We start from the raw sequence: 13920 nt of genomic DNA on the forward strand, positions 1-13920 counted from the left end.
AATCCTCCTTTTGTGCTCACATATTAGTGAGGAACATCTTTATAATGTTACAAACTTTTGTATTTAATACAAAAAAAATAAATTTTAAATATAGAGAATAGGAAAATAAAAAATATAGATTCAAATGCAAACAGGATAAGTTAAATCGCTTGTCCTATGAGGAGTAAAATAACTTAGGAAGATTTTCAAAACGCTCAAATGACTTGTATTGGTAAACTGGTTCATGAATAGTATGATTCAAATCAAAAAAGCTATACAAAAAATAGCAGGCAAAGATTCCTTGCCTGCCTGTGGGTTCAATGGGTTTCCCAATTAAATAAGTTGGTTTCCTCATTGCAAAAAAGAGTGAAGCCGCTAGTTCGAACGGCCTATAGATAACATGTGCATTCTCTTTAGAAAATATGTAAGAAAGATTAAAGGTCTTGTTTTCTTAATAAAAGAGCAGCTAGCAAAAGCCAACTGCTTGGTTGAAGAGAGGATTCAAGAATGGCTGTCGCTACGGGGTAGCTTATGTGTAGTATGTGTTGATGATGAAACGTTATACGAAAAAAGGCAGTCAGCAAAAGCTAACTGCTCATCCTCGAGGGGGAGGACAGATAGGCAAATAAAGTTGCAATACAAGGAGTTGCCTGTTTGTAGCATGTGCATATTTTGTAAAGTTATACATGATGTGAGTTCAATAAATGGAACAAGCTGTTTGGATTATAAAATGACATATTTCGACATTGAAATAGCTGTTAGAAATACAGTGAATTGACGTTATTTTTATATTTGAATGCCAATGGTCTAGGAAGTAATAAAACGTCTTAAAACGAAAAATAAACGTATTTTACGAGATTTACTGTTTTGAGTAAAAGTGAGGTTGATAAGTCATAAGCTGTCTGACATCCTAAGTTCATACCTTTGGAATAGTATTAAAACAATATGTATTAGATGTGGAAGAACAGGGAATATGTATGGATCAAATTTCTACAAAAAGCAAGATCCCAAATACCTTACTTTTTTTATTAGATTGTTGTAAGTATACACTTTAGTTGTAATATAATTTTTCACACAAAAAAACGAGGTCAGGCATATATATAATAAGATGAAAAACATACAAATAAATTCATAAGAAAGGATTTTTATGTGTAAAAAACTATCCATTATTATTCCTGTTTACAATGAAGAAAAAACATTACAAGACGTTTTACAAACATATCAACAACTAAACCCTTTTGAAATTATTGTTGTTGCTAATGGATGTAATGACAAATCTGTTGAAATTGCAAAGGATAATCATTGTAGGGTATTAATTTATGATGAACCACTTGGACATAATGTAGGTCGTGCAATAGGTGCAAAGGAAGCAAAAGGTGATATTTTATTATTTGTCGATGCCGACTTTACAATTGATCCTGCTACATTAGAACAATTTCTTAAACCATTAATGGAGAGAAAAACAGATGTAGTATTAAACAACTTAAACTATATATTCTATAAAAGACAAATACCTCATTCAACGACTATTTGGCGACAAGTTACTAATCGTTTTTTTCATCGTTCTGATTTAGGAATCGATTCATTAGTGTCTGTTCCCAATGCAATGACAAAAGAGGTGATTGATAAAATTGGAGTTGATAGTTTAGCAAACCCAACTTTAGCTCATTTAAGAATTATTCAACAAAAATTCCGAATTTTTAATGATATGCAAATAGACGTTATTTCAGTTAATCGTTTTAGTACTCAGCAACATTTAAATACTGCTAAAACTCTTTCTGTTTCAGAAAAACGGATTATAGGTAACCATATTGAAGCAATGGCTGCATGGTTTAAGGATGTTCAACATCCAAGGGCTAATTATTCAGATGGAGATAGAAAACGAGATATTGTAGAAGGTTTAAAATTAAAAAAGCAAGAGTATATGCCTAAAATCATTGGCGGTTGGGGAAAACGATCTCAGAACTATGGAGGAAAACAAGTATCTATTATTATTCCCGTACAAAATGAAGAAAATGTAATAGGAGCTATCATTAAAGAAGTTCGAAAGATAGATCCTTTTGAAATTATTATTGTAGTGAATGGAACAACAGATAAAACAGCAGAGGTTGCCAAAAGCTATGGAGCGACTATTATTGTTTATGAAGAAGAACTTGGGAATGATACTGGTCGCGCTGTTGGTGCATATTTTGCTAAAGGAGATATTTTGCTTTTTATTGATGGAGATTTTGTTATTCCTGCAACTGATTTATTACCATTTATTTATGAGGTCCAACATGGTGTTGACTTGGCATTAAATAATTTAGAACATTATTTGGCTTATCGTTTTCCGTTTCATATTGTTACAGCTTGCAAGTATGCAATTAATTTGGCATGTGATCGTAAGGATTTAGGAATTGGTTCAACAACAGCTATACCTCATGCATTTAGTAAAAAATGTATTGATGAAATTGGTTTTGAGACACTTGTTTCACCCGTGTATAGTCAAATGAAAACAATTCTAGACGGATACAATGTTAAAAATGTTCACCGTGTAGAAGTAGATCAAATGAATAAAATTCGGCCAGATAAACATTTTGCTAAAAATAAAGGAGAATTACCTCCATCTACAACAAGAATAGTAGGTGATCACATAGAAGGTATCTCATATTTAATTAAAAGGATGGGAAAGCGCGGCTTATTCTAATAGAAGTATCAAGAAGCATATAAAATTTTTCCCTAGATATAAAATAGTTCCAGTACCTTTTGATGCGTTAATAGATATAAAAATGTATAGGGTTATTCTTCTTCCAGTTACTGAACGCTGAGTGCGTAGCTAATAGTCTATTGTGCAGTGATTGAGAAAAGCTCGAAATCATACAGGGAGATTGAACCAGGTGTCTCATTGATATGAAAATGACAATAGCAAAAAAGTGAAACAGAAACAGTATCCCAAACGGGTGCTTTTGTCACATTTTGAGAAGGACGAGCATATATTAGAGTATAGGACAAGCTAATCGCTTGTTCTATTCAATACTCACACTCCTTGTCACATTGAGAGCATCCACTGGTTCGGGTGCTCTTGTTTATTATGTAGAAATTACACAATGAACGAGAATAGGACAAAATTAGTATTTGAAATAAAAAGATTGTGGTTTGTTATATGGAAATAAATTACTTATAATAATTTGAAGATAAAAGTTTAAAATTGTCTCATAATGTATTTTGGGGGTGGAGAATCTCTGAATAAGAAAAAGGGGTTAGTTAAAGATTGGCTTGTATTGTCAGGAATACTATTTACAATAATAATGTTTTTTACAGCTTGGTATTATGATATAGACTCTAAAATAGCGGCTAGTGTATCTTCAATTGTTATAGCGTGTATTTCAATATTTATCACATTAAAAATAGGTTGGAATGATGAAGAGGAAAGTGAATAAACCAAAAGTAATTATTTTAGGCGCTGCCATTATTGGTACAGCGCCTTATTTGTTGTTAAGGGAAGATAAGGGGTGAGTGTCTTACAACAATGTAAGGTGGATGTAAGGGAAATGAATGTTTACATTGAAGCATAATAGCTAAACTAACAATATATGAATCGACTAAAAGATAGTAAGTGATAAGGAGTAAGCGCATGATCTTGTTAGTGTTAATCATCGTATATGGATTGTTTTTGTTATATTGTGTTCGCACGGCCGAGGAAGTAGATGAATGGTTGGATATTTAGCGAAACAAGCTAAATATAGTGGTTATGTTTACCTTGCTTGGCACCATGACCACTCTCATTTCTGGTATAAAATTGCGGAAAACAACTGAGTTCGTGATGATGTAGAAAAAATTAATAAAGACGGGAAAGACAAAGGTATCGTTTGAATAAATGGTATTGATATCAACCTTAGAAAAGGTGCAAGTACTGGTGATGCTGTTATAAATAAAATTACAAAACGTTCTGCTTATGAAGTGCATTATCGATACGCTGACTGGATTTATGTTGTGGGTGAAGGCGTTGAAGGCTGGATGTATTTTGATGAGTTTTATGTGAATTGGCTTAGATAATAAACAGAACGTATTTTAATGAAGACAAGTTAGAAATATTATGTTATAGAAACAAAGAAATAGGGAGGAGTGACTTAAATTCCGCCCTAATAGAAATAAAATTAGATTATGCTTTTAATACTTTAAATGCTTCTCTTATTTTTCTAGCAAATTCTAATGGTGGTTCAATGGATTCAAAATGCATATACATAGCTCGTGGCTCTTCAAATAACCAATGATTATGAAGTGCCGTAACTATAATGTTTCTTTTTCGAAGTTCAGTTAATAACGGGTTAACCTCTTCTTGTAAAAGAACGGTTTCGCCTAAGTTCAAAGCATTGCCATTACGATCGACATCTTCAAACGAGAAAAATTGAGGGTTAACTAGCGGAGATTTTGTTCTACGTCCAAGAATAGTAAATCTGATATTACGAAATTTTTGTACTAAGCATACCCCTTCTGGAGTAACCATTCCAGATCCATTTAAGATCCTCGCAAATTCGTTACATAAGTTGCTTTTGGAGTCATTTGAGTGGCAACTATTTGAAGACATAAAAAAAACCTTCTTTCCATATATAATTATGACTTATATAACTAGTTCTCTCTAGTAAAATATTCATATTACGGAGAAAAGGCTTGGACTAAGTACTTATTCTTAAACAAGATGTACTAAAGAATTTTTGAAGCCTAAAGCCTTTAATTCAATTATGACCAACAATTTTTAAGATATAAGATAGTTTATACGTAAAAATATCATTTCGATATGGTCAGGCTAAATATTCAATTGTATTTTTTCTGGGGACAAGTTGATACATTTTAATTCAGACATGCATATCGTATATTGAAATCTAAAAGAGAAGAGGTGAAAAACATGTGCAAAAAACATAAATGTGGTTGCAAAAACAAAAAGAAACGTTGCCACTGTAAAAAATAATATTAGGAATCACTTTATTGAATGAGTATTTTGTTAAGTCAGAAATACAATTTTCTTATTTTGCGTAGGGCTTATTTTTTGATAAGGTAACCTCTTCTAAAAACTCATTTTCGCATAGAAAAATGAGTTTTTATCTATTTGCGCCAATTTATTCCGTATACAAGTCCATCAATGGGAACGCGATCAATATATGACTCTTTACTAAGAGTGAGAGACCTTGATACTATTGGTATCGGGGCTTTTTTCTTTTTGTGGCTAAAACACTTTTCCATGCAATAAAGCTCATCCACCCACAAAAACATCATATTTACCCCAATATGTTATTCATATAAGCTTCAAACCCTAAAATAGAATTTTTATTAATTTTATCGCTCATATGAGAGTAAATGTTAGAAATGATTTCAATGCTTTTATGTCCTACTAGATCAATTGAATTTATATATACGACCACGTTGTATTAGTGTCGTGGTCTTTATGTTTCTAAATGGATTAAGAAAGCCCTCTTAGCTCACAAGACACATAAAACATTTAAAATGGTTTTGTCATGTATTATTGGCGAAGATTTGAATGAAATGTATGAAAGAGTAAAGAAAGATGATTTAAGAATATAGCATCCAAAACCGTTGCTTTTTTTCACATTTAGAAAAGGACAAGCATATATTGGAGTATAGGATAAGCTAACCGCTATCCTATTCAATACTCACACTCTCTTTCACATTGAGGGCATCCACTTAATTGGGTGCTCTTTTTTATTCGTTTTTATAAGTCCGCAAATTTGTTCATCTCTTTCTGTTTTTAGTAAAGAAGGATCGACTTCGTAAAGTATCAGTCTATCAAAATCTAAACCATTTACAGTTTAAGGGGAACATAATTTTTTGTTGATTAAGTCAGGAAGGTTAAAAAAAGAAGCCCCGTGGTATACGGGACTTCTAAGGGTAATGTGTCAAGTAATGGCGTACTTGACTAAGTAAATTTAACATGAATTTTCGAAAAATAATATTGGTAAATGTGTCCAAATGCAGGTAAATAAGGGGATTTTAGATTTTATACAAGTTGAACTTTATTAAAAAGTGACGGTTGGAAATGAAGGTTTTAGAATGTGGAGGGTATTTTGATTATATAAGATTTATAAGTATATAGACATAATGTAAAAAATTATAATTAAAGATTTCCATTGAATCCATTTTGCTTATCCGTTCATATAATACAACTATATGAAAATGAAATAAAAGATGGAAGGAGAAATAAAACTAGATGAGTGTACAGGAATTATGGATATCTAGGACCAATACGGCTGTAGTAATGAAATCAGGAAATGATTCAACAGCTTTCATTGGAGGAAATCCTTTTAAAACAATTAATGGTGCTATAACAGCAATTAACGCAATAGGGGCTACAGGAATTACAATTCTTGTATTTCCTGGAGTTTATGATGAAACAGTAGTTATTCCCAATGGAAATTCATTACGAGGGATTAGTTTATTAACGGTAATAATTCGTCAGCAGAATGTAATATCGAATACCACTGTACTCACAATGGGTGAAAATACAAGGGTAGAGGATGTTACCGTACTATTAACTTCGTCTAACCATGTGAATTTAACAGGAGTTGCTTTTCCTGGAACAACATCACAAAACGCTAGATTAAGAACGGCAGTAATCACTGTAGATAATTCGACAGCCTCAACAAGTGGAACTTCCAATGTTTATGCGATTCATTCTTTTGGGACAGGCACTCCAGATGATAGCATAAGTGCTGTAAGAGCAACGACTATCACAACAAGATCAGTTGGTTTAGGGAATAAAAGAGCAATATTAGTTGATACGAATCCACATAATTTTCATTGTCGGGATGTTAATTTGACCACTACTAGTTTAGGGGGAGCAGGATCTTGTATTGGGGCAGAAGTGAATCGGGCGGGGGCAGAATTAAGTTTGCGTTTAGTATCGGTTCAAGGGACTACAGCGGATGTATCTCAAACAGCTGGAACGATGATTTTAAGTTCAGCGAATCTTATAAATTCCAATGCTAACAATTTAAGTTTTTCTACAGTTTTACAGCCTACTACTATTCTTTGGGCAGATCCTGCTGGTTTACCAACTGGTGGAACTCGTTTTTACAGGCCAGGTACAGCATCTGTTTCAGCTACAGAGGTCTTTGTAAGATTGAGTCAAAAAGCCGTTATCAAATCATTAGCAATACGAGCTCGAGTTGCTCCTGGAGGGACAAGCACAGATACTTGGACTATTCGAAAAAATGGGGTAGATACACCTCTTACAGTTTCATTAACTGGTGCTCAGACGTCTAATATAAATAATAATGTTTCTGTAACATTTCAAGCAGGAGATAGCATTTCGTTAAAATTAACAGCTTCTACAGGAAGTAATATAACAGATACTGTCATACAAGTGGATGTTTTCTAAGATTTAAGTAATAAAATTCCGTGGATTTTTAAAACGAGCTTGGTATTAAGTTTTTCATAGGGCGAGCCCTGAGAGGAGTATCCACATCTTTTATCAAAAATTGAAAGAAGAGTACGATATGGAACTATATATAATCAAATTAGGCAGTTAAGCATCTATTCGGATGCTTTTGTCACATTTTGAGAAGGATGAGCATATATTAGAGTATAGGACAAGCTAATCACTTGTTCTATTCAATACTCACACTCCTTGTCACATTGAGAGCATCCACTAGATCGGGTGCTCTTTTTCACATTTTTACAAGAACGAGCATATACTGCTTGTACCTCTTAACTTTCGTTAAAAGGAATATCGTAATCCAAATCCCAAAGAAGAGCGCTTGCGGAAACAGGTGCTCTTTTTATTTGTAGGATTTAGTGGATTTTTGTCGAATAAACTAATTAAGTGACGAAAAATATGGGAAATGAGGAATGATATCATGATGTGGTTAAGTTTCTTTATCGGATATATTGTAGGTACAATTATTTGTTTAATCATTATGATTCAGTTTCTTAAAGCGAAAGAAGTTAAGGACTTGGATTATGATATTGATTCTTCAATTAAGAAAGAAATGGAACAGTTGAAAGAGATAAAGAATGATAATGACATAGAAAATAAGACGAGAATTAGAATTACTTATTGTAAAAAGTGTGGAAGGCCAGTATGAAATCGAAGGGTCTTTTTATTATTTCAGTTTGCTGTGGAATAGAGTATCGATAAGGAAAGATAAGGAGTGACCATTGACCCTATAAATAAAAACTCTACTCTCTATATAATGAGAGTAGAGTTCATGGATGCAGTTGCTGACTTCTCGGGATGGTGTCAGCAACTAAATAATATCATGAGTATTCAGAAAAAACATTAAATAAATATTTCCTATTTTTCGAATAATAGTTAAATTAAGTGAAATGTACAAAAGCGTTATTTGAAGAGGCAAATAGGAAAAAGCTCTAACTTTAATACAGCTAGAGCTTTTTATTTTTTAACAAAATATGGCTTTGGCGCGGAAGTAATCAGAATATATTCACAATAAAAAAACCGCCTCATAATATATAGAGATTGCAATGTCTTAAGTTCTAAAGGATGTGAATACATGGAAGACATAGAAGATTTAAATGGAAAATTAGAGAACCTAAGAATAGAACAAAAAGAAATTATGAGAGATATTCGTAATCTAGAAACTCGTGTAACTATTAGTGAAAAAGATATTACTACAATCAATAAACAATTAGAGAAAATTAGCGTAAATACGACTTGGATTTTAAGAATCATAATCAGTGCTATTGTCATGGGGGTATTAGGACTGTTAATGAAAGTCGGATTATGAGATATTGATTGTATTTAAAAGAGGGACAAGTGTCTCTCTTTGGATACTTTTGTCACATTTTGATAAGGACAAGCTAACCGCTTATTCTATTCAATACTCACCTCCTTAACACATTGAGGGCATCCACTAGTTCGGGTGCTCCTTTTTTATTAAATAAAATGGACATTAGAAATAAAAAGGGTGTTATTTCTAATCCTGCTGCGGGAAAATGGTTTATAGATGCTAAAGAAGAAGAAAAACGCTGTATGAGGCAAAGAACACTGTAAAAAAGCATTGCTTTTTTATTTTCACTAAATTATAATGGCACTGATGGATACCATTCCACATTTCAATACTGGGCAATATCAAGGATATGTAGATATCAAACTAGTAATTTTAGTCGCTACAGGTGTTATTTCTAATCCTGATGCGGGAAAACGATTTGTTGAAAAGGTGCTAAAGAAGAATAAAAACGCTGTATGAGGCAAAGAGCACTGTCCAAAGGCATTGCTTTTTTATTTTTATTATTATCTAAATATAGGGAGATAACGAATAATGAATAAAAACATCGTAGACATATCAAAATACAATGACAAAATTAATTGGAACGTAGCTGCTCCGAATCTTGATTTAGCAATTTGTCGTGTGCAATATGGTTCAAATAAAGTAGATAATCTATATAAACAGCATGTAGCGAATCTAGAAGCGCGCGGAATTCCTCATGCTGCTTATGCATATGGTTGCTATGTATCTGTGGAAGATGCAATTGTAGAAGCAAAGGACTTTATGGCTCGTGTTAGCCCTAACGCTAAATTTCTAGTGCTAGATGTTGAAGATGACACTTTAGCTAGTTGCGGTTCTACTAACCTAGCAAAAGCGTCACAAGTGTTCATCGATACTTGTAAAGCGGCAGGATGGAAAGTAGGTTTCTACGTATCTCATCATATGTACAGCTCTTATGGATTACAAAATGTAAAAGCTGATTTCCTTTGGATTCCTCGCTATGGAGCAAAACCGGTATATGCATGTGATTTGTGGCAATATGCTGATAATGCAACAGGTGGTTACGTTGAAGGAATTGGGAATTGTGATGTAAACCGTTTAAATAGTGATAAAACCTTAGAATGGTTTATTGGTAAGGGAAGTAACAACATTGCAGGAGATAATGAAAATGTTGTTTTACCTCCAGATTGGAAAACAAATAATTTGGGCGGTATCACTGTAACAGCAGATATTGCAAATGTACGAGAAAATCCATCTACTGATGCAAAAGCTATGCGTCAAGTAAAAAAGGGAAGCGGTCACGTTTACCTTGATTGGCATTACGATGGCTCTTATTTCTGGTACAAAATTGCGGAGAAGAACTGGTTACGTGCTGATGTTTGTAAAATCAATAAAGACGGAAAAAATAAAGGTGTCGTTTGGGTAAATGGTACTGATATCAATCTCAGAAAAGGTGCAAGTACAGGTGATGCTGTTGTTGAGCAGATTAATAATGCTGGAGCATATGATGTACACTATCGTTACGAAAATTGGATTTTCGTAAATGGCGGCGGATTGAAAACTGGTGGTTGGATGTATTTTGATGAATCTTATGTAAACTGGATTAGATAATGAAGAAAGCCGCTCCTTTTTCGGGAGCGGCTTTCTCTTTACATATTTTACTTTTTTCTTTCTTGTAGTTCCAAACAATCTCTACTACTTCTTTGGGCGTCAAATCTCTAAAATCCCAGAAAATTAGGTCTGAAACAGCAGGGTGAATTTGCTTATTTCTATATTCACCAAGTTCTCTTAGGGTTGTAAAAATTATACAATATCGTTAGTTGAAACAATAAATGGAATTTTTGTTTTAAATATCTCGTTGTTATCAATAGATGCGGATATACCCATTTCATCGTGGTGTTTACCAGTATAACTAATGTGTAAATAGTAATAGTTATTAACGAAATCTATGTTAGAAAAATCATCATCTATAGGAATTTGGAATTCAATATGATCAATATCTTTGCTAGTGTAGCCTTGTTCTGGATCATATTCAACGATATATCTTTTAACAATAGTTGTTTCTTTTCCTCCAAGTTGGTGATATAAGGTGAACCATATTGCTACATAATCAGGAGTTTCATGAATGTAAGGGAGTGTTCTTTGAGTAAGCCCTCCAATTGTACATGAAACACTAAGAGCATTATCTTTTCCTTTATATAATATTAATTCTGAGGAATCTTTTTTTGTGTGTAAATGAATAGATGTTATTGCCGGAGAAAAATTACTCGAACTCATATATAAAGCCCTCCTTTAATTATTTAAAAGTAACTATTTTTCTGGAGAAATATCACAGTATGTTCCGAACTTCTTTTTCTTTCATCAAATTCTTTTTTATATCTCTTAAATTCAGCCTTATCGACTTTTGGTTTTTTTACCAGTAGTCATATTTTTTCCTAAATATGTTTTGGATGCAAATTCTTTTATTAAAAAATAAATTGCACATAATACAAGAAATAATCCGAGTGTTAGAATGGATGAAAAAACTACAGTTAGAATGAATAGGGCAGCTAAAATTGTAACTACTCTCTTTAAGACTAATCTATTACTTACAGTAGCTTCTGCTTGCTGTAGTTGTTGCGTACGTTACAGCGAAGCGACTGTATCATAATTCATAAAATCCCCTCCCCGATATAATAAATCTATTGTATCAAAATTTTGGAAATTTCACTGTTCATGCAGCAGATTTTAGAAATTTGTAAAAGAGAAGAGCTTCCAATGATAGCGCAATTTTATTTCGCAGAAGAATCACCATATGTTGAAGAAGATGGTTCGCCAGTTGTATGGTCTTTTATTATTTGGAAGGTTGATTAAAAACAGCAGCTAGCAAATGCTAACTGCTGTTTCTTAGAGTACTTTTAATCTATTGTTTTTTATCCCGCATTAACGGGCAGTAAGACCCCCACTTCAAGATTCGGTGAGAAACGAGGAAGATAGGTGGTGGATAACTGCCCGTAAAAGCCCGATTGGTTCAACTAACCATCAGTGGGAGATGAAAAAACTTTCCACTGATGGAAGTTTCATTTTATTAGTATTCAATAATGGAGGTGATAATTTTGGTGATAAAAAAAGACACTCCTATGAGTGTCGTCATCCATCTTATTGCTTTCGAGGTTTGAAAAGGGAAGTAATGAAAAAGAAACCTTTTACAAATCAAATTTATCATGTATGGAATATATAGTAAATTGAGAAAAAATATACGGAAAATTTAGTATAGATACTTTTCACTATTAATATGAAGAAAATCAGCTATTCTTCACATTTTTTAAAGCCTCAGGTAAATCTTACATCTTATAATTTTAATTTATAAAAATATAAATATTTCATTAGTAGAGGGGGTTTTGTTCCTCATCCATCAGGTTCAGTGTAGTATGAAATTGTTGAGAAAAGGCTGTGTAACAAGTCAGGATGCCCAAATTTATAGAAAAAGAATCTGTATAAGAGAGAAAAGTATTTATAGAATATTTATGTTGACTTGTTCTGTATAAAGAACTAAAATTTATTTTAAATAGAACACTTGTATTTTATTAAGTCATCGTTTTATGCATGGATAAATTATACATCAAAATGTTTTATGAGTGAGGTCGGTTTAAAAAGTTCGATTCATTTGTAAAAAATGTAGGGGGAAATTATGGAAAAGGAAATAAATCTTAAAAATTTATTTGCTGTGATAAGAAGACGACTATGGATAATTGTCGTAGTTACACTAACGATTACGTTAGTAGGAGCGATTTATAGTATCTTCTTAAAAACTCCATTATACGCATCTTCTGCGAGAATACTTATTCAAGCAAATAGTGAAAGTATGAACACGCTTAAAGTAATGATAAATGAACCGGTTGTGATGGAGAAAGTCGCTGCAGAATTAAATAATAGTAGACCAGCAGGTGCGTTAAGTGGACAAATAAGCGCTGAAATTGTTCAAGGTTCACAGATTGTGAAAATCAATGTGGTTGATCCAAATCCTGTAATGGCGGCTAAAATTGCAAATGTTACAGCAGCTGTTTATAAGAAAGAGGCTGCAAGAATATTAAATTTTAATAGTGTTAACATTTTAACAGAAGCAAAAGCTCAGAAATACGCTGTACCAATAAACATAAAGCATATCAATACGATAATGACTGCTTTCATTGTTGGTTTGGTGTTAAGCGTTGGTTTCGTATTTTTACTAGATTCTTTGGATGATACGATTAAATCAGAGCGAGCTATTGAAAAATTATTAGATATCCCTACTTTAGGAAGTATTTCTAAAATGGATGAGAGAAGTATGGTAGATAAATACAGTGAAAAGAAATCTATATCATTAAGGGGGATAGGCAAGTGGTTTTCAAAAACAGAAGAAAAAGAGACAAAGGAAAGAATGAAAGCCTAGTTACTCATACTGTGCCAAATTCCAAAGTTGCTGAAGAATATCGTACGATTCGTACCAATCTTCAGTTTTCATCTGTCAATAGTAAAGACAAGACGATAGTTATTACTTCTCCGAGATTTGGGGAAGGAAAATCAACAGTTGCAGCGAATCTTGCTGTTTCTATAGCTCAACAAGGTGAGAAAGTATTACTAATTGATGCTGACCTACGGAAGCCGGCCATTCACGAAATATTCCAACTTGAAAATACAATTGGGTTAACAAATGTTTTAAGTGGCGAAAAAGTAATGGAGGGGGCTGTAAAGAAAACAGGAATTGGAAGACTGCACGTATTAACAAGTGGTCCAGTTCCGTTTAACCCCGCTGAGCTACTTAGTTCGGTAGTAATGGAGACCTTAATTCAAAAAGTAATGGAGCAGTATGATATCATATTAATCGACTCTCCGCCGATTTTAGAGGTAGCAGATACAAGTATTTTAGCTGATCGATGTGATGGAGCATTATTAGTAATAAACTATAATCATACTATGAATGAGGATGCGATCGAAGCTAAAAGAATATTAAGTTTTACAAAAGGAAAATTAGTAGGAGCTATATTAAACAATAAGGTATAATGATTTTTGTTTAATATAGCTATATAAATCCAAATTTGAAAAACGACATAAAACCATTCTTTTTTAGGGGGAAAGAGCATCTGGCCATGCATTGAAGTGGTCGGAGCCTTTTTCTGCCACATGCGCAGTGAGAACCGGAGAGAAAGCAGGTGCAGGTCACTTTTTCTACATAGCAGCGATCGACTTCTATATTGAAAAA

The 13920-nt window shown here is 33.1% G+C and carries 12 protein-coding genes and 1 pseudogene; 10 read left to right on the plus strand and 3 right to left on the minus strand.

Going from position 1 to position 13920, the window contains the following annotated elements:
* Window positions 1-1126: 1126 nt before the first annotated feature.
* Both WAZ07_RS10450 and WAZ07_RS10455 read left to right on the plus strand, forming a co-directional pair.
* On the plus strand, window positions 1127-2665 hold the full coding sequence (locus WAZ07_RS10450; protein WP_336472391.1) for a glycosyltransferase family 2 protein: 1539 nt from the start codon (window positions 1127-1129) through the stop codon (window positions 2663-2665).
* A gap of 1181 nt (window positions 2666-3846) precedes the next feature.
* Window positions 3847-4014 carry an SH3 domain-containing protein gene (locus WAZ07_RS10455; protein ID WP_336472579.1) on the plus strand — a complete coding sequence of 56 codons (168 nt, stop codon included), beginning with the start codon at window positions 3847-3849 and terminating at the stop codon, window positions 4012-4014.
* A 106-nt stretch (window positions 4015-4120) separates the two neighbouring features.
* Here WAZ07_RS10455 and WAZ07_RS10460 read toward each other — a convergent pair whose 3' ends face one another.
* Window positions 4121-4546 carry a DUF1259 domain-containing protein gene (locus WAZ07_RS10460; protein ID WP_090913010.1) on the minus strand — a complete coding sequence of 142 codons (426 nt, stop codon included), beginning with the start codon at window positions 4544-4546 and terminating at the stop codon, window positions 4121-4123.
* A 1635-nt stretch (window positions 4547-6181) separates the two neighbouring features.
* Here WAZ07_RS10460 and WAZ07_RS10470 point away from each other — a divergent pair.
* The 5 genes from WAZ07_RS10470 (at window position 6182) to WAZ07_RS10490 (ending at window position 10310) form a co-directional block, all read left to right on the plus strand.
* Window positions 6182-7351, plus strand: coding sequence for a hypothetical protein (locus WAZ07_RS10470; protein WP_336472392.1), 1170 nt, complete (start codon window positions 6182-6184; stop codon window positions 7349-7351).
* Between the two features lie 478 nt (window positions 7352-7829).
* Complete coding sequence (locus WAZ07_RS10475; RefSeq protein WP_336472393.1) at window positions 7830-8057, plus strand: Z-ring associated ZapG family protein; 228 nt, start codon at window positions 7830-7832, stop codon at window positions 8055-8057.
* A gap of 426 nt (window positions 8058-8483) precedes the next feature.
* Window positions 8484-8717 (plus strand): hemolysin XhlA family protein, encoded by a 234-nt coding sequence (locus WAZ07_RS10480; protein ID WP_336472394.1) that lies wholly within the window; start codon window positions 8484-8486, stop codon window positions 8715-8717.
* Window positions 8718-9026: 309 nt separating this feature from the next.
* Window positions 9027-9179, plus strand: a complete 153-nt coding sequence (locus WAZ07_RS10485) for a hypothetical protein (protein ID WP_336472395.1) — start codon at window positions 9027-9029, stop codon at window positions 9177-9179.
* Between the two features lie 72 nt (window positions 9180-9251).
* Window positions 9252-10310 carry a GH25 family lysozyme gene (locus WAZ07_RS10490; RefSeq protein ID WP_336472396.1) on the plus strand — a complete coding sequence of 353 codons (1059 nt, stop codon included), beginning with the start codon at window positions 9252-9254 and terminating at the stop codon, window positions 10308-10310.
* Window positions 10311-10359: 49 nt separating this feature from the next.
* Here WAZ07_RS10490 and WAZ07_RS26395 read toward each other — a convergent pair.
* Window positions 10360-10455 (minus strand): annotated as a pseudogene (locus tag WAZ07_RS26395) (bacteriocin immunity protein); the annotation flags it as partial.
* Window positions 10456-10502: 47 nt separating this feature from the next.
* Complete coding sequence (locus tag WAZ07_RS10495) at window positions 10503-10976, minus strand: hypothetical protein (protein WP_336472397.1); 474 nt, start codon at window positions 10974-10976, stop codon at window positions 10503-10505.
* A gap of 438 nt (window positions 10977-11414) precedes the next feature.
* Between WAZ07_RS10495 and WAZ07_RS10500 the strand changes: the two genes are divergently transcribed.
* The 3 genes from WAZ07_RS10500 to WAZ07_RS10510 all read left to right on the plus strand — a co-directional run bounded on the left by WAZ07_RS10500 (window position 11415) and on the right by WAZ07_RS10510 (window position 13721).
* Complete coding sequence (locus tag WAZ07_RS10500) at window positions 11415-11552, plus strand: hypothetical protein (protein WP_336472398.1); 138 nt, start codon at window positions 11415-11417, stop codon at window positions 11550-11552.
* A gap of 817 nt (window positions 11553-12369) precedes the next feature.
* Complete coding sequence (locus WAZ07_RS10505; protein ID WP_336472399.1) at window positions 12370-13110, plus strand: YveK family protein; 741 nt, start codon at window positions 12370-12372, stop codon at window positions 13108-13110.
* Window positions 13059-13721 (plus strand): CpsD/CapB family tyrosine-protein kinase, encoded by a 663-nt coding sequence (locus tag WAZ07_RS10510; protein ID WP_336472400.1) that lies wholly within the window; start codon window positions 13059-13061, stop codon window positions 13719-13721. The genes WAZ07_RS10505 and WAZ07_RS10510 overlap by 52 nt, the downstream gene beginning before the upstream one ends.
* Window positions 13722-13920: the final 199 nt, after the last annotated feature.

Source organism: Bacillus bruguierae (assembly GCF_037104725.1).
GTDB classification, from domain to species: Bacteria; Bacillota; Bacilli; order Bacillales; family Bacillaceae_G; genus Bacillus_A; species Bacillus_A bruguierae.